Source organism: Streptomyces sp. NPDC005794 (genome assembly GCF_042871445.1).
Lineage (GTDB): Bacteria > Actinomycetota > Actinomycetes > Streptomycetales > Streptomycetaceae > Streptomyces.
In genome coordinates this window covers 217,603-238,904 of record NZ_JBIAIN010000001.1, presented here as the reverse complement: position 1 = coordinate 238,904, position 21,302 = coordinate 217,603, and the positions used below count along the sequence as shown (strand labels likewise).

18 protein-coding genes are annotated in these 21,302 nt (G+C 72.5%); 10 read left to right on the top strand and 8 right to left on the bottom strand.

Features of this window, described 5'->3' with window-relative positions:
• The first annotated feature begins 113 nt into the window (after window positions 1-113).
• Both ACFYQ5_RS01090 and ACFYQ5_RS01085 read left to right on the top strand, forming a co-directional pair.
• A complete protein-coding gene (locus ACFYQ5_RS01090; protein ID WP_205019030.1) occupies window positions 114-584 on the top strand; it encodes a cation:proton antiporter regulatory subunit in 471 nt (156 codons plus the stop codon).
• A 2-nt stretch (window positions 585-586) separates the two neighbouring features.
• Window positions 587-1,834: a cation:proton antiporter gene (locus tag ACFYQ5_RS01085; protein WP_389191241.1), complete on the top strand. Its 1,248-nt coding sequence runs from the start codon at window positions 587-589 to the stop codon at window positions 1,832-1,834.
• 22 nt (window positions 1,835-1,856) lie between these two features.
• On the opposite strand, the gene ACFYQ5_RS01080 is transcribed toward ACFYQ5_RS01085, so the two are convergent.
• Complete coding sequence (locus ACFYQ5_RS01080) at window positions 1,857-2,810, bottom strand: M56 family metallopeptidase (protein ID WP_389191238.1); 954 nt, start codon at window positions 2,808-2,810, stop codon at window positions 1,857-1,859.
• Between the two features lie 11 nt (window positions 2,811-2,821).
• Window positions 2,822-3,262 carry a BlaI/MecI/CopY family transcriptional regulator gene (locus ACFYQ5_RS01075; RefSeq protein WP_389191235.1) on the bottom strand — a complete coding sequence of 147 codons (441 nt, stop codon included), beginning with the start codon at window positions 3,260-3,262 and terminating at the stop codon, window positions 2,822-2,824.
• A 135-nt stretch (window positions 3,263-3,397) separates the two neighbouring features.
• On the opposite strand from ACFYQ5_RS01075, the gene ACFYQ5_RS01070 reads away from it, so the two are divergent.
• A complete protein-coding gene (locus ACFYQ5_RS01070) occupies window positions 3,398-3,853 on the top strand; it encodes a tellurite resistance TerB family protein (protein WP_389191232.1) in 456 nt (151 codons plus the stop codon).
• Between the two features lie 72 nt (window positions 3,854-3,925).
• On the opposite strand, the gene ACFYQ5_RS01065 is transcribed toward ACFYQ5_RS01070, so the two are convergent.
• Window positions 3,926-4,993 (bottom strand): PucR family transcriptional regulator, encoded by a 1,068-nt coding sequence (locus tag ACFYQ5_RS01065; protein ID WP_389191230.1) that lies wholly within the window; start codon window positions 4,991-4,993, stop codon window positions 3,926-3,928.
• A 302-nt stretch (window positions 4,994-5,295) separates the two neighbouring features.
• Here ACFYQ5_RS01065 and ACFYQ5_RS01060 point away from each other — a divergent pair, with 302 nt between their 5' ends.
• From ACFYQ5_RS01060 to ACFYQ5_RS01045, 4 genes are all read left to right on the top strand, one after another.
• Window positions 5,296-5,934 (top strand): hypothetical protein, encoded by a 639-nt coding sequence (locus tag ACFYQ5_RS01060; protein ID WP_389191227.1) that lies wholly within the window; start codon window positions 5,296-5,298, stop codon window positions 5,932-5,934.
• A 90-nt stretch (window positions 5,935-6,024) separates the two neighbouring features.
• Window positions 6,025-8,160, top strand: a complete 2,136-nt coding sequence (locus tag ACFYQ5_RS01055; protein ID WP_389191225.1) for a flotillin family protein — start codon at window positions 6,025-6,027, stop codon at window positions 8,158-8,160.
• A gap of 260 nt (window positions 8,161-8,420) precedes the next feature.
• Window positions 8,421-13,319 (top strand): DNA repair ATPase, encoded by a 4,899-nt coding sequence (locus tag ACFYQ5_RS01050; protein WP_389191222.1) that lies wholly within the window; start codon window positions 8,421-8,423, stop codon window positions 13,317-13,319.
• A 17-nt stretch (window positions 13,320-13,336) separates the two neighbouring features.
• Window positions 13,337-15,343, top strand: coding sequence for an NAD-binding protein (locus tag ACFYQ5_RS01045; RefSeq protein ID WP_389191219.1), 2,007 nt, complete (start codon window positions 13,337-13,339; stop codon window positions 15,341-15,343).
• Window positions 15,344-15,380: 37 nt separating this feature from the next.
• Here the strand turns inward: ACFYQ5_RS01045 and trpS are convergent, their stop codons facing one another.
• Window positions 15,381-16,436: a tryptophan--tRNA ligase gene (trpS, locus tag ACFYQ5_RS01040; RefSeq protein WP_389191216.1), complete on the bottom strand. Its 1,056-nt coding sequence runs from the start codon at window positions 16,434-16,436 to the stop codon at window positions 15,381-15,383.
• A gap of 191 nt (window positions 16,437-16,627) precedes the next feature.
• Entirely contained in the window at window positions 16,628-16,756 is a 129-nt protein-coding gene (locus ACFYQ5_RS01035) for a DUF6126 family protein (RefSeq protein ID WP_351275038.1), read from the bottom strand.
• 206 nt (window positions 16,757-16,962) lie between these two features.
• Here ACFYQ5_RS01035 and ACFYQ5_RS01030 point away from each other — a divergent pair, with 206 nt between their 5' ends.
• Window positions 16,963-18,063: an LLM class flavin-dependent oxidoreductase gene (locus ACFYQ5_RS01030; RefSeq protein ID WP_389191213.1), complete on the top strand. Its 1,101-nt coding sequence runs from the start codon at window positions 16,963-16,965 to the stop codon at window positions 18,061-18,063.
• Between the two features lie 5 nt (window positions 18,064-18,068).
• Window positions 18,069-18,728: an FMN reductase gene (locus ACFYQ5_RS01025; RefSeq protein ID WP_389191210.1), complete on the top strand. Its 660-nt coding sequence runs from the start codon at window positions 18,069-18,071 to the stop codon at window positions 18,726-18,728.
• Between the two features lie 66 nt (window positions 18,729-18,794).
• Here ACFYQ5_RS01025 and ACFYQ5_RS01020 read toward each other — a convergent pair whose 3' ends face one another.
• Both ACFYQ5_RS01020 and ACFYQ5_RS01015 read right to left on the bottom strand, forming a co-directional pair.
• A complete protein-coding gene (locus tag ACFYQ5_RS01020) occupies window positions 18,795-19,166 on the bottom strand; it encodes a hypothetical protein (protein WP_389191207.1) in 372 nt (123 codons plus the stop codon).
• Between the two features lie 79 nt (window positions 19,167-19,245).
• Entirely contained in the window at window positions 19,246-19,656 is a 411-nt protein-coding gene (locus ACFYQ5_RS01015; protein ID WP_389191204.1) for a hypothetical protein, read from the bottom strand.
• A 127-nt stretch (window positions 19,657-19,783) separates the two neighbouring features.
• Between ACFYQ5_RS01015 and ACFYQ5_RS01010 the strand changes: the two genes are divergently transcribed.
• Window positions 19,784-20,641, top strand: coding sequence for a hypothetical protein (locus ACFYQ5_RS01010; protein WP_389191201.1), 858 nt, complete (start codon window positions 19,784-19,786; stop codon window positions 20,639-20,641).
• Window positions 20,642-20,874: 233 nt separating this feature from the next.
• On the opposite strand, the gene ACFYQ5_RS01005 is transcribed toward ACFYQ5_RS01010, so the two are convergent.
• Complete coding sequence (locus ACFYQ5_RS01005) at window positions 20,875-21,297, bottom strand: RNA-binding S4 domain-containing protein (RefSeq protein ID WP_389191198.1); 423 nt, start codon at window positions 21,295-21,297, stop codon at window positions 20,875-20,877.
• Between the last annotated feature and the right edge of the window lie 5 nt (window positions 21,298-21,302).

The following is a 21,302-nucleotide window of genomic DNA, read 5'->3' as shown; positions in this document are numbered from 1 at the left end:
CCCCGCCTCCGCCGCCCCGACTGCCGGACATGGGCTCCGGTTAGGGTAATGGGCGGATAAAGAGACGATCAAAAGCGTCACGCTGACGCCGCCGTGCTCCTCAGGAGGAAGCCATGGGAACCCACCGCACATCGCTGCCAGGAGTCGGCGTCCAGTACGACTACACCACCGAGTCGGGGCAGCACATCTCCGTCGTCGTGCATCACGACGGGCGGCGGTTCCTAGGGTTCTACGAGAAGGACGACCCTGATTCGTGCGTGCTCTCCGTACCCCTGACCACCACCGAGGCCACCGGGCTCGCGCACCTCATCGACGCCGCGCCGATCGATGCCGTGCGGACCGAGGGGATCGATCTGGTGACCGAGCACATTCCGCTCGGGACCCGCTCGCCGTACGGCGGGCGGCTGCTCGGGGACACCCGGGCGCGGACGCGGACGGGGGCCTCGATCGTGGCCGTGCTGCGTACGCACAGTGCGCATCCGTCGCCGGGGCCGGACTTCCGGCTGGCCATCGGGGACACGCTTGTTGTTGTTGGAACGCGTGAGGGCGTCGACACGCTCTCCGAGATCATTGCGGAGGGCTGACCGTGCACGACACGACCGCGCTGCTGGTGGAGCTGGGCTCCGTCATTCTGGGACTCGGCATCATCGGAAGATTCGCCGGGCGGATAGGTCTCTCACCGATCCCGCTGTACCTGCTGGCCGGACTCGCGTTCGGTGAGGGCGGGCTGCTGCCGCTCGGCGCCAGCGAGGAGTTCACCGCCATCGGGGCGGAGATCGGCGTCATCCTGCTGCTTCTCCTGCTCGGGCTGGAGTACAGCGCGTCGGAGCTCGTCACCAGCCTCAAGACGCAGTATCCGTCCGGGGCCGTCGACTTCGTGCTGAACGCGACACCCGGCGCGGCAGCCGGCCTGATGCTCGGCTGGGGGCCCGTGGGCGCCGTCGCGCTGGCCGGGGTCACCTGGATCTCGTCGTCGGGCGTGATCGCCAAGGTGATGACCGACATGGGGCGGCTCGGTAACCGTGAGACCCCTGTCATCCTCGGTGTCCTCGTCATCGAGGACCTCGCCATGGCGATCTATCTGCCGCTGCTCACCGCGATGCTGGCCGGTGTCGGTCTGGCCGGCGGCAGCATCGCGTTGCTGATCGCGCTCGGCACGGTCGGGTTCGTGCTGTACCTGGCGCTGCGCCACGGCCGGCTCATCAGCCGTGCGGTGTCCTCCGACAACCCGGAGATGCTGCTGCTCGTCGTCCTCGGGCTCACCGTCCTGGTGGCCGGGGTGGCCCAGCAGTTGCAGGTGTCCGCGGCCGTCGGCGCGTTCCTCGTGGGTATCGCGCTCTCCGGCGAGGTCGCCGAGGGTGCGCGCAAGCTGCTGACGCCGCTGCGGGACCTGTTCGCCGCCGTGTTCTTCGTGTTCTTCGGACTGTCCACCGATCCGGCGGAGATCCCGCCCGTGCTGCTTCCGGCGGCGCTGCTGGCGGTCGTCACGGTCTTCACGAAGATCGGCACCGGCTGGTACGCCTCCCGGCGGGCCGGGGTCGGTCCTCGGGGCCGTTGGCGCGCGGGCGGCACGCTGGTCGCGCGCGGGGAGTTCTCCATCGTCATCGCCGGTCTGGCCGTGGCGACGGAACCGCGCATCGGGCCCATCGCGACCGCGTACGTGCTGATCCTGGTGATCGTCGGGCCGCTCACCGCCCGGTGGACGGAGCCGGTCGCCTCGAAGCTCCAGGCGGCTCTCGCCGGCAAGCGGAAGCAGCAGGCCGTCGCGGTCGAGCAGCCGATGCCGTCGCACGACGACCTCACCCCGGAGCACGCGGGGCGCGACTCCGACTGACGGGGCCCCGTCAGCCGGAGGGTCAGAGCGGGGTGGCCGCGTGGAGGATGCCGACCAGCGTCACCGTCGCACTGAGCGACGACAGCGCCGAGGCCGCCGTCCCCACCGTCGCGGTCACCGCCGCCAGGACCAGATGCGCGGAGGGCGGGGGCCAGAGCCCGGCCGAGGGCTCGGGGTCGAGCAGCGCCGCCACCCGGCGCGGCACGGGCCCCGCCGGCGAGGGAGCCGCGAAGGCGGGGAGTACGGCGGGCCCCGGCTGACGGCGCGTGAACAGGGCCGCCTTGCCGACCGCCGTGGCGACGGTCCGGCGGCTGCCGACCGCGTACGCCGCTTCCTCGTCCGCCCAGCGTTCGGTGCTGTACGCCACCGCCGTACGCAGGGGCAGCAGGAACGGGTTGGCGCGCGCCGCCAGTTGAGTCACCAGCAGGTAGCGGTGGTGCCGGCCCGCCAGGTGCGCGCGTTCGTGGGCGACGAGCGCGCGGCGTTCAGGGGCGTCCAGGCATTCCAGCATCCCGGTCGAGACGACCACGCGGCCGTCGCGACCGGCCGTTCCCGGCAGGGCGTACGCGTACGGGTCGGGGGACGGCACCACCGCGAGGTCGCCGTCGCCGGTGGGCGGCGGCAGGGCGCGGGCGGCGCGGATCCGGGTCCTGATGTGCCGCAGCAGGGTGCTGCCGCAGGCCACCAGCACCACTCCCAGGACGCCGATCGCGATCAGACCCGCCTTCTCCTCGTACGGCACCGCGGCGCGCACCTCGGGGTCGGACCAGCCGTCGGGCAGCGGATTTCCGGGGAGCTGGGCCGTGCCCACCACCATGAGCAGGGCCAGGCACAGCGTGCTGCACAGGGCCAGCGTCGAACCGACGGCGGCCAGGAGGCGGGTGGCGCTCCGGGGGTGCAGATGCTGTTCGGCGAGGCGCGCCATGGGCAGTGCGGTCAGCGGGAGGACGAGTGGCAGGTAGACGAAGACGCCCATCGTGGTGGCTCTCAGCCTTCCGGAGCTGCGGGATCGTCGTCGGGGGAGTCGGCCGCGCGGGAGAGCAGCGCGCGGAGTCGCGCCTCGTCGCCCGGGGACAGCGCGGAGACGAACCGGGCCAGCACGGCCTCCCTGTCGTGTTCGCCGTCCAGGACGCGACGCATCCGGAGCGCGGCGAGGCCCGCCTCGTCGGAGGCCGGGGTCCAGGCGTAGGAACGGCCCTCCCGGGTGCGGGTCACGGCCTTCTTCGCGTAGAGGCGGGAGAGGATCGTGATGACCGTGGTGTAGGCGAGGTCGCCGTCGAGGTGCTCCTGCACCCAGCCGGCCGTCGCGGGCCCGCCTGCCGAGCGCAGCACGGTCAGGACCTGCGACTCCAGCTGGCCCTGCCCGCGCCTGGGCAGCCGTGGGCCGTCCTGGGTTCCGCCGTCGTCCGTATCCATGGGCCTGTTCATCCGCCGCATCCTACTGAGTGGCCGCACACGGGCCTGTCGGCAGCCGTGCCGACGGCGGCCGCCCCGGGTTCTTCTACACAGCTGTAGAGTTTGACTGGTTCCCGCACCACAGGCAACGCAACGTATGGAGACGTCATGGCCCTTTGGGATCGGATCAAGGAATCCGCGTCGACGATGCAGACGCAGCTGGAGGCGAAGAAGAACGACCTGAAGAGCGGGGCGTTCCGTGACGCGAGCATGGCCATGTGCGCCCTGGTCTCCGCGGCGGACGGTTCCATCGACCCGTCCGAGCGGCAGCGTGTCGCCTCCCTGATCGCCACCAACGACGTGCTGCAGAACTTCCCGGCGGACGACCTCCAGCGCCGGTTCAACGCCTACGTGGACAAGCTGACCGCGGACTTCGCCTTCGGCAAGGTCAGCGTGCTCCAGGACATCGCCAAGGCGAGGAAGAAGCCCGCCGAGGCACGTGCCGTCATCCAGATCGGCATCGTGATCGGCGGCGCCGACGGCGACTTCGACAAGTCGGAGCAGGCCGTCGTGCGTGAGGCGTGCTTCGCGCTCGACCTGCCGCCCCACGAGTTCGATCTGTAGTCCGGCCGCCGCGTGCGGCTCGGGCCCTCGGGCCGTACGCGCCACCGGCCTGCCGCACCGGGCCGGTGTCCGTCAGACCTCGTTCGCCGGCCAGTCCATCAGCCGGGCGCCGATCACCGCTGTCTGCAGCGTGTACCGGTGCATCGGGTCGGACGGGTCGGAGCCGGTCAGCTGGTGTATCCGCTCCAGCCGGTACGTCAGCGCGCGCACGCTCAGGGACAGCCGGCGGGCCGTCTCGGCGGCGACACACCCCGCGTCGAAGTACACGGAAAGCGTCCGCAGCAGAGGTTCCGCGCCGCCCCTCGCCTCCTTGAGCGGGCCGAGTTCGCTGCGCACCAGATCGGCCATGGCCTGCCGGTCCCGGGTCAGCACCGGATAGACCAGCAGGTCGGCGGCGTACAGCACCGGCTCGTCGAGTGTCATCCGCCGCGCCAGTTCGAGGGCTTCGAGCGCCTCGTCGTACGAGTGGACCACCCCGCCGGGACCCCGGTGCGGGCGGCCGACCGCCACCTGGCCGCCGTCCGTCGCGGCGTGCGCCTGCTTGGCGAAATACCGCAGGACGTCCGGCTGACTGCCGGGGGCTATGCAGACCAGGCGCCCGTCCTTCGTCGTGACCAGGATCTTCCGGCCGCTGAAGCGCGCCAGCAGGGCCGCCTCCACACTGCGGGGCGCGGCGTCGGACTCGGTGTACGCCTCGGGGCCCGCCGCCACCGCGACGGCGTGGGCCCGCGAGAGCCGCAGCCCGAACCGGGTGGCCCGCTCCGCGAGCCTGCCCAGGTCGCTGCGCCCGTACAGCAGGTCGTCGATGAACTCCCGCCGCGCCGCCTCCTCGCGCCGCACGGTGAGGCGCTGCGCCCGCTCGAAGCCCTCCGCGAAGGCGTCGACCGCCTGCTCCACGGCGCCCAGCACGGCGTCGGTGGCCGATGCGTCCGCCGGGGTGCGCGGCCAGGCCGCGCGGGTCTGAGCGAGGTGGCGCCGCACCAGCGCCCGGAGTTGGTGCCCGGCCTCCGCGGCCTCACGGCCGAGGGCGCGCCGCGTCTCCAGCTCGTCCCGGGTGAGCCGGCGGCCGGTCTCCGCGACCTCGGACAGGATGTGGGCATATCCCTCCAGGAACCTCTCGGGGATCTCGGGCTCCGCCACTGCGCGTTCCTCCGTACCTCTACAGCACTGTCACCTCACCAACGCACGAGGGCGGGTGCCGGTGCCCGGCAGTCGGCACGCGTGAAGCCTGCCGGATTCCGGCAGTGTGCCCGAGAGGCCCCGGCTGGCACGATCTGTCCAGCAACACACGGGGGAAGTACGGCGGTTACGGGGGATCACGGGGGAAGGAACCGGTTGCTGCGGGACCGTTCGCGGTGTCGCAGCGCCGGCTCCCCCGTCCCGTGCGCCGCCGTCCGTTCTCCAGGACCGTACGACGGCGCATGGGACGGGGGAAGAACCTGATGACCGCATTCCTCTCGGCGGCACTCGCCTTCCCGGCGGTCCTCTTCGGCGCCGCCCTGGTGGTCGTCGTCTGCTTCTGGCTGCTGGTGCTGGCCGGAGCGGCCGGGCACGACTCCTTCGACAGCGACCTCGACACCGAGGCGGTCGGCTTCGGCGGGGTGCCCGTCTCCGTGTCGGTGTCCCTGTTCATCGTCATCACCTGGTTCGCCGGCCTGACCGGATCGGTCCTGGTGCTCCGCAGCGGAGCCACCGGCACCCTGCGGGCCGTGTTCCACCTCGCCGTACTGGCGGGGGCGCTACTGATCGCCTGGGGGGTGGTCCGCATGCTCGTACGCCGCTTCCGCCGGTTCTTCCCCGCGGAGCCTCCGCCGTCCCGGGAGGACTTCGTGGGCCAGGTCTGCACGATCCGCACCGGCTCCGTCAGCGCCGACTTCGGACAGGCCGAGGTCGCGGCCACCGACGGTTCGACCGCGATCGTGCAGGTCAGGCAGCTACTGCGGCCGCCAGCGCCGGGTGATGTGTTCAGCTCCGGCAGTACGGGGCTCCTCTACGCCTACGACGCCGACGGCGAGTTCTTCTGGGTCTCGCCGTACGACGCGGCGCTCGCCCCGCGACCGCTGCCACGCAAGGCCGGCTGACCCGCCTTCCCTTCTTCCGGGCCCCCGGGGCCCGTGGTTCCGCGCGCCGTGATGCGGGGCGCTCCTCCTCTTCGTACGCCTAGGACTGACATGGATGCCATCTCCTGGGGCATCGGCGTGATGATCGCCGTTGTCCTGCTCGTCACCATCGCTCTGGTCTTCGTCATCACCCGGCTCTTCCGCAAGGTCGAGCAGGGAAAGGCGCTGATCATCTCCAAGACCAAGAAGGTCGACGTCACCTTCACCGGTGCGGTGGTCCTCCCGGTGCTGCACAAGGCCGAGACCATGGACATCTCGGTGAAGACCATCGAGATCCGCCGCACCGGCCGCGAGGGCCTGATCTGCCAGGACAACATCCGCGCCGACATCCACATCACGTTCTTCGTCCGGGTCAACAAGACCGTGGAGGACGTCATCAAGGTCGCGCAGGCCATCGGCACGGAACGGGCCAGCGACAAGGCCGCCATCCAGGAGTTCTTCGCCGCGAAGTTCTCCGAGGCGCTCAAGACCGTCGGCAAGCAGCTGGACTTCGTCGACCTCTACACCAAGCGTGAGGAGTTCCGGGACCGGATCATCCGGGTGATCGGGACCGACCTGAACGGTTATCACCTCGACGACGCCGCGATCGACTTCCTCGAGCAGACGCCGATGGCGCAGCTCGACGGCGCCAACATCCTGGACGCCCAGGGCATCCGGAAGATCACCGAACTGACGGCGATCGAGCACGTGCGGACCAACGAGTTCCAGCGCACGGAGCAGAAGGAGATCACCCGGCAGGACGTCGACGCCCGCGAGACCATCCTGGAGCTGGAGCGCCGGCAGGCCGAGGCGGAGATCAAGCAGCGCCGCGAGGTCGAGACGCTGCGGGCTCGCGAGGAGGCCGTCACCGCCCGGGTGCAGGAGGAGGAACGGCTCGGTTCGCAGAGCGCGTTCATCCGTACCGAGGAGCAGCTCGGCATCCAGCGGGAGAACCAGGCGCGCGAGGTCGCCGTCGCGCAGAAGAACCGTGAGCGGGTCATCGCGGTGGAGAACGAGCGCATCGAGAAGGACCGGCTGCTGGAGGTCATCGGGCGTGAGCGGGAGACCGAGCTGAACAGGATCGCCGCGACGAAGGAGGTCGAGGCCGAGCGCCGTGAGGTCGCCGACGTGATCCGGGAGCGGATCGCCGTGGACCGTACGGTCGCCGAGCAGGAGGAGTCGATCCTGACCCTGCGGTCCGTCGAGGAGTCGGAGCGCACCCGCAGGTCCGTGATCATCGCGGCCGAGGCGGAGGCGCAGGAGAAGCTGGTCAAGGACATCAAGGCGGCGGAGGCCGCGGAGGCGGCGGCCGTCCACCTGGCGGCCGAGCAGCTGACGCTCGCGGACGCCCGGCTGAAGACCGCCGACCTCGACGCGCAGGCGAAGCTGCGGCTCGCGGAGGGCATCCAGGCGGAGAGTGCCGCGGCGGGGCTCGCGGACGTCCAGGTCCGGGAAGCGGAGGCCGAGGTCACGGAGAAGGCCGGCCGCGCGGAGGCCCAGGCCACGGAGGCCCGGCTCAGGGCCGAGGCGGAGGGTGCGCGCCTCAAGGCACTCGCGGTCGCGGAGGGGACGCAGGCACAGGCGTCCGCGGACGCGGCGGTGATCGGCGAGAAGCTGAAGGCCGAGGCGGAGGGGCTCACCCAGAAGGCCGCGGCGATGGCGGCGCTCGACGACGCGTCGCGCGGGCACGAGGAGTACCGGCTGCGGCTGGATGCGGAGAAGGAGATCAGGCTCGCGGAGTTCGACGTCCAGCGGCAGGTCGCCGAGGCCCAGGCGACGGTGCTGGCGACGGGTCTGGAGAACGCGGACATCGACATCGTCGGCGGCGACTCCGTCTTCTTCGACCGGCTGGTGTCCTCGATCTCGCTGGGCCGGAGCGTCGACGGGTTCGTGGAGAACTCGAAGACCGCGCAGACGCTGGCCGGACCGTGGCTCGACGGCCGGGGGTCGTTCACGGACGACCTGACCAAGGTCCTGGGGTCGGTGTCCACGGGGGACGTACGGAACCTGACGGTGTCGGCCCTGCTGACGCAGCTGATGCGGGCCCCGGGGGCGGCCTCCGGACAGGTGGGCCGGCTGCTCGCCGCGGCGGAGGAGCTGGGCCTGGCGGGGATGACGGTGTCGTCGCTCGCGGCGGGGAGCGTGGCCGGTGGCGGCGGTGCGGGGGCTTCTGCGGAGCCGTCGCGGAACGGGGCGGGGGTGGCTTAGCCGCGCCGCCCTCGGGGCCGGGTGCTGCCCCGGCCCCCGGGGCGGCTGGTCCTTCGCGGGCCAGGGTTCCGTTCCGCCCCGGCGGAGTGAGGCTTCCGTCCTCAATCGCCGGACGGGCTTGATTTCGGCACCCAGCACCAGAAAAGCCCGGTCTTCCGACAGGGACAACCGTCGGTCGAGCCCGATTTCGACACCCAGCACCGAAAGCGCAGGCCCTCCGGGGCGTTGTCGTGAGTGATATTCCGTAGGGAGCCGTACGCATGGACCGTGACGCCACACCCACCGACGCCGACGCCTACGAGGTGCTCCGGCGGCGGCTCGGGGCGCAGGCCGACGAGCTGGTCCGGCGGGCCGAGTCGCTCAACGCGCGGCGGACCGAGGAGTTCGGCTCCGCCGGGCTGCGCCTGCTCGCCACCGAACAGGTGCGTACCGAGCACCCCTCGGTGGCCCGCGATCTCGTCGCCGTGGGCGGGCGCCTGCTGTTCGGCTTCGAGCGTGGCCCTGGTGCGCGCGGGGACGCCGGGGTCGGTGACGTGCTGGTCCTGCGCGAACCTGGGCTGGAGGAGGTGGACGCGGGACTGCTGGGCGACGAGGCCTTCGTCCGGGAGTTCGCCGGTCTGCACCGCTACTACCGCGACGCCCGGCTGCTCCGGCTGCGGCGCGTCAACGGCCGGCTGCTCGCCGTGTTCCGCACCGGCGAGACCGCCGAGGACATCCGCGTCCTGCGCTGGGCGCTGGGCCCCGACGGTGCGCCCGGGGCCTTCCTCGACGCCCGGGGCGACCGTGACCACGTCTTCCCGCAGTCCCACGACGTCGACTGGACCCCTGTGGGACGGGACGCCCATGTGCCCGGCCGGCATCCGCACATCTCCGTGCTGGGCACGGTCTTCGTGGACACGCTGGGCGGCACGCTCACCGTCAGGACCACCGACGACACCGAGTCCCCCGACGGGATCCACGAGGAGCCCGTCGACGAGCCGCTGCAGTCCCTGGCGGACGCCGCCGTCGAATACGCCGTGGCCGGGCCGCTGATCCTGCTGCGGGTACGCCCGTACAAGGAGGAGACCTGGCGCCATCTGGTCTTCAACACGCTGCTGTCCACCGTGCGGCGCCTCGACGCGATCGGCCCGTCCTGCCGTCTGCTCCCCGAGGACCAGGGGATCATCTTCCCCGGCGGGTACTACCTCACCACCGGCACGGCCAGGACCTTCGACACCGCCGGGGAGCTCCATGACCCCGTCTTCGAGGGCACGGTCCCCTCCCCCAACGGCGAGGACGTGCTGTACGTCTTCCGGTCCAGGGACGGGAGCCGCACCCTGCTCCTGCCCTACAACCTGATCCGCCAGGAGGTCGCCACCCCCCTGCTCGGCCGGGGGCACGCCCTCCTCGACGACGGCACCCTGATCCTGCTCAAGGACGGTGCGGACGGGCCGGGGCGGGTCCACCCGCTGCAGCGCTGGCAGACCCCGTACGTCTCGGACACCTACGCCGCCTCCCGCCCCGCCGGAACGGGCCCGCTCGCCCGGACCGGTAACGCCGACCTGGTGCGCGGGATCTCCGACTGCCTGGCCCTGGCGCACGGAGTACGGGACATGCCGCCGACGGCCGCCGTGTACAGCCGGCTCGTCGCCGACTGCGGCCGGGCGGCCGACCGCTACCACTGGCTCACCGATCCCGGGCTGGGCGCGCTCGCCGAGCCGCTGGACGAGCTGCGGGCCACCGCCCACCAGGTCCTGGCCGAGTTCGAGACCGTCCAGGAGCTGACCGGCCGGGCCGCCGACGCACTCGACGAGGCGGCCACCGGGCTCACCGCCCTGGTCCGCCGCATCCGGGGCGAGGCACCCCGCTCGGCCGCCGCCTGGGTCGGCGCGCTGACCGAACTGCGCCGCGCCCACGGCCACCTGGCGACCCTCGCCGACATGCGGTACGCCGACACGGAGCGCGTCGCCGCGCTCCGCGAGGAGACCGCGCGGGATCTGGAATCGGCCGCCCGGCGGGCCGTCACCTTCCTCGCCCGCGAGGACGCGTTCACCGGGTACCACGAGGACCTCGCGGGGATCACCGCGAGCGCGGAAGGGCTGGACAGCGTCGCCGACGCCTCCTCGGCCGGGGACCGGCTGACGGAGATCACGGACGGTCTGGCGACGGTCACGGACGTCGTCACCGGGCTGGACATGGGCGACACCACCCTCCGTACGTCGGTCCTGGAGCGGATCGCCGAGGTCCTGGGCGGCGCCAACCGCGCCCGCGCGACCCTCGACGCGCGGCGCGGGGAACTGGTGTCCCGGGAGGGGCGGGCCGAGTTCGCCGCCGAGTTCGCGCTGCTCGGGCAGACCGTCACGGGGGCGCTCGCCTCGGCCGGCTCCCCGGAGGCCTGCGACGAGCAACTGGCCCGGGTGCTGCTCCAGCTGGAGAACCTGGAGTCCCGCTTCGCGGAGTCCGACGACTTCCTGGGCAGGCTCGGCGAGCGCCGTACGGAGGTCTACGAGGCGTTCTCGGGCCGGAAGCAGACGCTGCAGGACGCCCGTGCCCGGCGCGCGGAGCGGCTCGCGGAGTCCGCGGCCCGGGTCCTGGAGACGGTCTCCCGGCGGCTGGCCTCGCTGGAGGACGTGGACGCCGTCCACACGTACTTCGCCTCCGACCCCATGGTGGCCAAGGTCCGCCGGACCGCCGAGGAGCTCCGCGCGCTCGGCGACCCGGTCCGCGCCGAGGAGCTGGACGGCCGGCTGAAGGCGGCCCGGCAGGAGGCGGGGCGCGCGCTGCGCGACCGGGGCGAGCTGTACGCGGACGGCGGCTCGGTGATCCGGCTGGGCCGCCACCGCTTCGCGGTGAACACCCGGCCGTTCGACCTGACCCTGGTCCCCTCGGGGAGCGGCGGCGAGGACGGGTTCGCCTTCGCGCTCACCGGCACGGACTACCGGGCGCCGGTCACCGACCCGGAGTTCGCGGCGGCCCGCGCCTACCGGGACCAGCTGCTGCCCTCGGAGTCGCCGGACGTCTACCGCGCCGAGCACCTGGCCGCCCGGCTCCTCGACGAGCACGGCGCGGACGCCCTGGCCGGCGCGGACCTCACGGCACTCGTGCGGGAGGCGGCGGCCTCGGCGTACGACGAGGGGTATCAGCGAGGCGTCCACGACGAGGACGCCCTCGCCGTCCTGACCGTCCTGCTGCGGCTGCGTGCCGGGGCCGGACTGCTGCGCTTCACGCCCTCGGTGCGCGCGGCGGCGCAGCTCTTCTGGGCCCACGACGCCGATGAGGCACTGCGTACGTCCTGGACGCGTCAGGCCCGCTCGCTGGCGCGCGCCCGTGACACCTTCGGGCTCGCTCCCGCCGTCGCGACGCTCCAGGAGGAGTGGGCCGCGGTGATGCGGTCGGAGCCGGCCGTCGCCGAGTACCTCTTCGAGGAGCTGGCCGGCGGTCCCGCCGGCTTCGTCACGAGTGCGCCGGTCCGTACGCTCCTCGGCGCGTTCCGCGGCGCCCTGGACACCTCGGCGTACGACGAGGACCTGGCCGCCCTGTCCGGCGATCTCCCGGCCCGGCGCCGGCTGGTCGAGGGCTGGCTCACCTCCTACGCCGTCGCGAGCGGCGAGGACCACGGGGACCTGGCCGACGGGGACCTCGCCGAGGCGGTCGCCGTGGAGCTGTGCCCGGAGCTGGAGCGCTACGACTGCGAGGCACCGCTCACCGCGACGGTCGACGGCCTCCTCGGTGACCACCCGCGTGTGGCCCGCCGCCGGCTGACGGTCCGCCTGGACGAACTCCTCGCCCGTACAGCCGCGTTCAGGGCTCACACCGTGCCGGGCTTCCGGGCGTACCAACGGCTGCGCACCACCCTGGTCGCGGCCGAACGCTCCCGGCTTCGGCTGGACGACCACAGACCGCGCGCCCTGCCCGCGTTCGTCCGCAACCGGCTGCTGGACGAGGTGTACGTCCCGCTCATCGGCGACAGCCTGGCCAAGCAGATCGGTACCGCGGACGGCGACCGGCGCACGGACTCGCAGGGCCTGCTGCTGCTGGTGTCCCCGCCGGGCTACGGCAAGACGACCCTCGTGGAGTACGTCGCGGAGCGGCTCGGGATGGTCCTCGTCAAGGTCAGCGGTCCGAACCTCGGCCACGAGGTGACGTCCCTCGACCCGGCCCTGGCGCCCGGGGCGACCGCCCGCCAGGAGGTCGAGAAGATCAACTTCGCGTTGGCTGCGGGGGCCAACACGCTCCTCTACCTGGACGACATCCAGCACACCTCGCCCGAGCTGCTCCAGAAGTTCATTCCGCTCTGCGACGCCACCCGCCGTGTCGAGGGGGTGCACGACGGGCAGCCACGTAGCTACGACCTGCGGGGGAAGCGGTTCGCCGTGGTGATGGCGGGCAATCCGTACACCGAGTCCGGTGCCCGGTTCCGTATTCCGGACATGCTCGCCAACCGGGCCGACGTATGGAATCTCGGCGAGGTCCTGAGCGGCCGGGACGAGGTCTTCGCCCTGAGCTTCGTCGAGAACGCGCTGACCGCCAACCCGGTGCTGGCCCCGCTCGCCGCCCGCTCCCGGAACGACCTCGGCCTGCTCGTGCGCCTCGCCTCCGGCGCGGGCCTCCCGGCGTCCGCCGACCGCCTGGAACACCCCTACAGCCCCGCCGAGCTGGACCGGATCGTCTCCGTCCTGCGCCATCTGCTCACCGCCCGGGACACCGTCCTCGCGGTGAACGCGGCGTACATCGCCTCGGCGGCGCGGACGGACGCCTCGCGCACGGAGCCGCCGTTCCGTCTGCAGGGCTCGTACCGCGACATGAACAAGATCGCGGCGCGGATCGTGCCCGTCATGAACGACGCCGAGCTCGCCGCCGTCATCGACGACCACTACGCGGGTGAGGCCCAGACGCTCACCACGGGCGCCGAGTCGAACCTGCTGAAGCTGGCCGCCCTCCGGGGAACGCTCACCCCCGCACAGTCGGAACGGTGGGCGGCGGTCACCTCCTCCTACGTACGCGCGCAGGCGCTCGGCGGCCCGGAGGGCGACCCCGCCTCCCGTGCGGTCGGGGCGCTGGGGCTGCTCGCGGACCGGCTCGCGGCGGTCGAGGCGGCCATCGAACGGGCCGCGGGCCCCCGCCGTCCTGATCCGGTTCCACGCCCCCGTCACGCGATGATCACCGACACGCCCGGCTGAACCGGAGGGAGCAAGGCATGCTGGGTTCCGTGGCATCACTTCCTCAACAGCCCCAACGCCCCCCGAGCAGCGGACACATGGTGGTCTGCGGCGACGACACCCTCGCCCGCAGACTCGCCGTGGAACTGCGCTACGTGTACGGGGAGCGGGTCACGCTCGTGCTCCCACCGGGCCGTGACACCAGCAGTCCGGAGCTGCCGCTGACCCAACGGGCCCGTGCCGGCGCCCTGTTCGGGCGGATGTCGGCGGCGATGAACCGCAACGGGGCGGGCACCGGGGACGGCGACACGAACGCCGGGGTCGAGGCCGTCCGCATCATGGAGGCCCACGAGCCCTCCGACGACGTCCTGGAGGAGGCGGGCGTCGACCGGGCCGCCGCCCTGGCGCTCGTCTACGACGACGACGAGCGGAACATCCGGGCCGCCCTGACGGCCCGTCGGCTCAATCCCCGCCTGCGCCTGGTCATCCGGCTCTACAACCGCAAGCTCGGCCAGCACCTGGAGACGCTGCTCGACCAGGCGGCCGCCGTCTCCATGCCCGGCCTCGACCCGACCGCGCTGGACGCCTCCACCACCGTCCTGTCCGACGCCGACACCGCCGCACCGGCCCTGGCCGCCACCGCGCTGACCGGCAGCAGCAAGGTCATCCAGGCCGAAGGACTGCTCCTGCGTGCCGTCGAACGCACCCCGCCCCGGCCGGGTGAGCTCGCCGACCCCGGCCTGTGCACCCTGGCCCTGCTCTCCTCCACCAGCCAGGACCCGGCCGGTGCCGAGGGTTCCGACAGCAGCGGCGACGAGGGGCCCCAGCTCCTCCCCGACCTGGCGACGGTGAACGCCGCCACCGGCCGGGGCACGATCGTCCTGGAGACCATCAGCCAGGCGGGGCCCGACCGGGCACCCACCCGCATGGGAGGCAGGGGAGCACCGCTCGGCCAGGTCTTCTCGCGCCGGCTGCGCTGGTCCGCGCTGGGCGTCGCGGCGGCCGTCGTCGCCCTGGCCATCGCCTCGGTGATCACCACGGGGGACAGCCCGGTGCGCGCCGCCTACCTGACCATGCTCGACCTGCTGGCGATGGGTGACCCCGCGGTCGAGAAGGACGACTCGGACTCCCGCCAGGTCATCCAGCTGCTCTCCGGCATGGCCGGACTCCTGCTGCTGCCCCTGCTGATCGCCGCCGTCCTGGAGGCGTTCGGCACGCTGCGCACCGCGTCCTCGCTGCGCCGCCCCCCGCGCGGCCTGTCCGGCCATGTGGTCCTGCTGGGACTCGGCAAGATCGGCACGAGGGTCCTGGTGCGGCTCCGCGAGCTGGACATCCCCGTGGTGGTCGTCGAGGAGGACCCGGAGGCGCGCGGCATCCCACTGGCTCGCAGCCTGCACGTCCCCACGGTCCTCGGCGACGTGACCCAGGAGGGCGTCCTGGAGGCGGCAAAGATCCGCCGGGCCCGCGCGCTGCTCGCCCTGACCAGCGTCGACACGACGAACCTCGAAGCCGCGCTGTACGCCCGCTCGGTGAAGCCCGACCTGCGGGTGGCACTGCGCCTGTACGACGACGAGTTCGCCACCGCCGTCTACCGCACCCTGCGCACGGCCCACCCGGGGGCCCTGACCCGCTCCCGCTCCGTGTCCCATCTGGCCGCACCGTCGTTCGCGGTCGCCATGATGGGCCGGCAGATCCTGGGCGCGGTCCCGGTGGAGCGCAAGGTGATGCTCTTCGCCGCGCTGGAGGTGGCGGGCCACGCCCATCTGGAGGGCCGGACCGTCGACCAGGCGTTCCGGGCGGGCTCCTGGCGGGTCCTGGCCCTCGACGCCACCCCGCCGGCCGACCGGGTCCCTGACCTTGCCGCCGTGCCCCCGTTCGACCCCCTCGACCCCACGGGCACGGGGGCCCCGGACCGGCCCTCAGGCCTGGTCTGGGATCTGCACCCGGGCTACGTGCTGCGGGCGGAGGACCGGGTGGTGATCGCCGCGACCCGGCGCGGGCTGGCCGAGCTGCTGCGCGGGCAGCGCTCGGCGACCCGGCGCTGAGCCGCGGCGTCCGTGCCGGGGGCCGTGCGGCCTGGCCCTAGCTGAACATCCCCATCACGTCCCGCACCTCCTGGAGGGTCACCTCGGCCACGGCGTTCGCCCGCTCGTTCCCGGCGCGCAGCACGTCGCGTACGTACCCCATGTCCTGGGCGTACTCCGCCCGCCGGGCGCGGATCGGGGCCATGCGCGCGTTGACGGCGTCCGTGACGGTCCGCTTGAGGCCGGCCGCCCCGTTGTTCCCGATCTCCTCGGCGACCTCGTGCGGGTCGCGGTCGAGGCAGAGCGCGGCCAGCAGCACCAGGCTCGACACCGCGGGCCGCAGCTCGGGGTCGTAGGTGATGTGCCGGTCGGCGTCGGTGGTGGCGCCCTTGATCAGCCGGGCGGTCTCGTCGGCGTCGGCACCCAGCGCGATGGAGTTGCCCCGGCTCTTGCTCATCTTGGTGGCGTCGGTGCCGAGCAGCAGGGGCGCGGCGGAGAGCAGCGCGTCCGGCTCCGGGAAGACCGCTCCGTACCGCTCGTTGAAGCGGCGGGCGATGGTGCGGGTGATCTCCAGGTGCGGCAGCTGGTCCAGGCCGACGGGCACGAGGTCGCCCTTGCAGAAGAGGATGTCGGCGGCCTGGTGCACCGGGTAGGTGTACATGAGGCCGCTGACGGCGGACTGCCGCGAGTGGGCGATCTCGTCCTTCACCGTGGGGTTGCGGCCCAGCTCGGCGACGGAGACGAGGGACAGGAACGGCAGCAGCAGCTGGTTGAGGGCGGGGACGGCGCTGTGGTTGAAGACCGTCGACCGCTCGGGGTCGATCCCGATGGCGAGGTAGTCCAGGAGCAGCCCCTCCACATGCTCGGTGAGCCGCTCGGCGACGTCCCGGTCGGTGAGGACCTGGTAGTCGGCGACGAGTACGAAGACGTCCACGCCGAGGTCCTGGAGGCGCACCCGGTTGTGGAGGGTGCCGAAATAGTGGCCGAGGTGCAGGGCGCCGGTGGGCCGGTCCCCGGTGAGGACGCGGAAGCGGCCGGGATCCAGGGCGAGCTGCTGTTCCAGCTCGGCGCTGCGGCGCGCGGCGGGGCTGACGGGCAGGTCATCGGTGGTCATGGTCACGGGGGTCTCCTCGCTGGTGGTGTACGCGTGGAGGACGGCCCGTCACGGGGCACCGGGGCAACGACAAGGGCCGTCCGAAGAACGAACGGCCCTGGTTCCGCGCAGAAGAGGTGGCCGCTCCTAGGAGGAGCGCCACCAGTTCCGGCACGGTACGGAGGTCATGAGCCGAGTGTAGCCCGCACCGGCTATCGGTCGGCGTGACCGCCGACATAGAACAGCAGCATGACGAACCCGGCGAAGAGGTGGGTCGCGAAGACGTAGACGAAGACGCGCAGGGCGACGTTGCGCTCCTTCCAGCGCTCGCTCTCGCTCATCGCTCGCTCTCGCTCATCGGGCACTCCTCCGTCCGGCGGCCGCCACGGCGCGCCGGATCCAGAGTACGCAGACCGGGCTTCCGCCTGCTCCGGAGCGGGCGGAATAGAGAAAGGGGGTGCCCCGTTGTAGGGTGTGTTCACATAGTTCAACGTTCAACCAAAACCGTTTCGACGAACCTCGCTCAACACCTTTGGAGGCGGGCGCCATGCAGTTCGGGATCTTCACCGTCGGGGATGTCACCACCGACCCCACGACCGGTACGACACCGAGCGAGAACGAGCGGATCAAGGCGACCCTCGCGATCGCGCAGAAGGCCGAGGAAGTGGGCCTGGACGTCTTCGCGACCGGCGAGCACCACAACCCGCCGTTCGTCCCGTCCTCCCCGACGACCACGCTCGGCTACATCGCCGCCCGCACCGAGAAGCTGATCCTCTCCACCTCCACCACGCTGATCACCACCAACGACCCGGTGAAGATCGCCGAGGACTACGCCACGCTCCAGCACCTGGCCGACGGCCGCGTCGACCTGATGATGGGCCGCGGCAACACCGGACCGGTCTACCCGTGGTTCGGCAAGGACATCCGCCAGGGCATCCCGCTCGCGATCGAGAACTACGCGCTGCTGCACAAGCTGTGGCGTGAGGACGTCGTCGACTGGGAGGGGAAGTTCCGCACCCCGCTGCAGTCCTTCACCGCGACCCCCCGCCCGCTGGACGGCGTCCCGCCGTTCGTCTGGCACGGCTCCATCCGTTCCCCGGAGATCGCCGAGCAGGCCGCCTTCTACGGTGACGGGTTCTTCCACAACAACATCTTCTGGCCCATGGAGCACACCAGGAAGATGGTCGACCTCTACCGCAAGCGCTACGCCCACTACGGGCACGGCACCGCCGAGCAGGCCATCGTGGGCCTCGGCGGCCAGGTCTTCATGCGGAAGAACTCGCAGGACGCCGTACGGGAGTTCCGCCCGTACTTCGACAACGCGCCGGTCTACGGGCACGGGCCCTCCCTGGAGGACTTCACCCAGCAGACCCCGCTGACCGTCGGCTCCCCACAGGAGGTCATCGAGCGGACCCTGTCCTTCCGCGAGGACGTCGGCGACTACCAGCGCCAGCTGTTCCTCATGGACCACGCGGGCCTGCCGCTGAAGACGGTCCTGGAACAGCTCGACCTCCTGGGCGAGGAGGTCGTGCCCGTCCTGCGCAAGGAGTTCGCGCGCCTGCGCCCGGCCGGAGTGCCGGACGCCCCCGTCCACCCCGCGGTCGCCGCCGCCCGCGCCGCCGCCACCGCAGACCCGAAGGAGCTCTGACGACCGTGCTCGCCACCACTCCCCTGAAGATCGTCGCCGTCGCGGCCGGGCTCAGCAGCCCCTCGTCCACCCGGCTGCTGGCGGACCGGCTCGCCGAGGCCGCCCGCGAGAGGCTCGCGGCCGAGCAGGACCGCCGCGTCGAGGTCCAGGTCGTCGAGCTGCGCGATCTGGCCGTCGACATCGCCAACCACCTGGTCACCGGCTTCCCGCCGGCCGACCTCAAGAAGGCGATCGACGCGGTGTCCGGGGCGGACGGGCTGATCGCCGTGACGCCGGTGTTCACCGCCTCCTACAGCGGGCTGTTCAAGTCGTTCTTCGACCTGATCGACAACACCGCGCTGACCGGCAAGCCCGTCGTGATCGCGGCGACCGGCGGAACCCCCCGGCACTCGCTGGTCCTGGAGCACGCGATGCGTCCGCTCTTCGCCTACCTGAGGGCCGTCGTCCTGCCGACCTCCGTGTACGCGGCGTCGGAGGACTGGGGCTCGCACGGGGACGAGTACACCGAGGGACTGCCCGCCCGGATCCGGCGCGCGGGAGGCGAGCTCGCCTCCGCCGTCACGGGGCGGACCGTCTCCGGCGCGTCCCGGGCCCTCACCCTCGACGACGGCGAGGACGCGGTCGTCCCGTTCGCCCAGCAGCTCGCTGATCTGCGGATCAGCTGACCGTGGGCATCGGGGGCCACCACCCGGCCCCCTCGACAGCGAGGGGGCCGGCACGGTCGTGGGGGGTCAGCCCGGGGAAGTGATGTGGCCGACGACCCGGGCGAACTCCTCCGTGGGCGAGAAGTCCACGTACTCGCAGTCCTCCAGCGCCTCGGGCGCGTGCCCGGGACCCCAGTAGAACGCCTGGCCCTCCTCGTAGACCTCGTACGCCTCCGAGCCGGCCCCGGTCCGCATCTTGAGCCGTCCCTTGAGGAGGTAGCCCCAGTGGGGGCAGGGGCACAGGTCGTCGGGCAGTCCCTTGAGGGCCGGGCCCATGTCCGTGCCCTTGGAGAACCGGGCGAAAGCGACCGTCAGACCGCCGCCGATCTCCTTCATGCGCAGCTCCGCGCCGTCCGTCTCGATGGCAACGGGTGTGTCTTTCCGTGTAGTTGCCGTCATGGCTCCTCCAGGGCCGTTCGCCGTGCCCCCTTCAAGTCTGGGCCCGGGCGCTGCGGGGCGCCACGTCGGAGGGCGACGATCACTCCTCGCGCGTGTAGTAGGCGTAGAACATCGTGCACAGCATCCCCGCGCCGACCGCCAGTCCGATGGCGGCCGACGTCAGCACGCTTCTGCCGTGCAGGCTGGACAGGAAGCCGACCGCGACCCCGGTCAGCACGCCGAACGCGGTGGCGCGCATCTCGCGCGGCAAGGCCCACCGGATACGCACGAGCGCGTAGCAGAGCGCGGCGAAGACCACCCCGGAGACGACGCCGAGCCAGATCTGACCGCCGGTGGTCGCCCCGCCGTCACGCTTGATGAAGAAGGCCCAGAAGCCGAGGATCACGCCCAGGGCGAGGGGCACCGCCCAGGCCAGAGCGCTGTGCCCCTGCCGGGCAGGGGTGCGGGCACGCGTGCGGCGGCGCATCGGCATCGTTGCGTGTGTGGCCATGGCGCACAGCTCCTTCCGTCGCCCCCGTCCCTGTGTCCCTCCAGCGCACACCCGGCCGGGGCGCCCGGCAACTCGAATGGCGCACGGCCCTGAGCGCCCCGCCGCCGCACGCGCTTGGCTGGTGCCTGTGCGGACCTCTCTCTCAGCGGCCCTGTCGGCGGTCCTGTTCGTCCTGCTCGCCGTGCTGGTCCCGCTGAGCGCGCTCTCGGCCTGGGCCGATCTGGAGCTGGACGACACCGACCGCTATCTCGCCGCCGTCTCCCCCCTGGCCTCCGACGCGGATGTACGGGGCACCGTGGCCACCCTGGTCACGGACGAGACGATGAAGAACATCGACGTCGGGCCGCTCCAGGAGACCGTCGGGCAGTTCCTGCACGAGACGGCGCTGTCGTTCACCACGACCGAGGCCTTCCAGCGGGCCTGGGACAGTGCGAACCGGGCGGCGCACCACGCCGTGACGGCCTCGCTGCACGGGGACGACGGGCAGGCGGTGACCATCGACCTGGCGCCGGTGATCGAGGCGGTCAAGAAGGAACTGGTCGGCAGCGGAGTGCCGTTCGCCGACCGGATCCCGGTCGAGGAGACCTCCATCACCGTGCTGTCCGCCGACCGCGCCGACGAGCTGCGGTCCTCGTTCCGGTGGCTGCGGTACTGCGGCGTCCGGCCGGCCGTCGCGACGGTGGTGCTGCTCGTCCTGGTGCTGGGTCTCGCCGTCGTACGCGGCGGCCTGCGGGCCGGCCTGACGGCCGCAGCCGTGACCGGCGGCGGGCTGGTGCTCGGCGCGGTGCTGCTGCGGATCGCCGTCGCCGCCGGCCGCGACCGGGTGCTCGACCACGTGCCCGGCACCGACCGGGGCGGGGCCGCCGCGGTCTACGCCGCGCTGACCGCCTCCCTGCTGACGACGGTGTGGGCCGTGCTGATCGCGGGAGCGGTCCTGGTGGTCGGCGGCGTGGCGGGACGGGTCGTGGTCGCCCGGCGCGGGTAGGTCCCGGGTGTGAGCAGCAGCGCCGCGAGGGCGGCCGTGAGGGACGGGGGCCGCCCGCGTGGGTGGGGACGCACAGCAGGAGGCGGGTGCGCCACGCTCGCGCTGTCCTGCACCACCCTGGTCCTCGGCTTCCGCGCCGCGGACACCGACGGCCCGACGCGGATGCGGGAACGGCGACGTCCCGAGGTGAGGGCAGCGGGATCCTCGCACGGCCCGGCCCCGGACGAACGACCCTAATCCGGATCCTGGCCCCTGCCGTGAGGGCCCTGGGGGCCCTGGAGGCGTTCCATCTCGCGGCGGTCCCGCTTGGTCGGGCGGCCCGCGCCCCGGTCGCGGACCGGGACCTGGATCGCCATCTCGCGCGGCGGCGGGGGCGGGCTGTTGTCGACGAAGCACTCGGCCGCCACCGGCGGGCCGACCCGCTTCTTCACGATCTTGGAGACGACCACGATCCGGTCCCGGCCCGCGTGCCGCAGCCGCACCTCGTCGCCCGTCCTCAGGGCCTGGGCGGGCTTCGCGCGCTCGCCGTTGACCCGCACGTGTCCCGCCCGGCAGGCGGCAGCCGCCTGCGACCGGGTCTTCGTCAGCCGGACCGCCCAGATCCAGGCGTCGACCCGGACACTTCCCGCTGCCTGCGGCGCCTCACCGGAAACCATGCGTA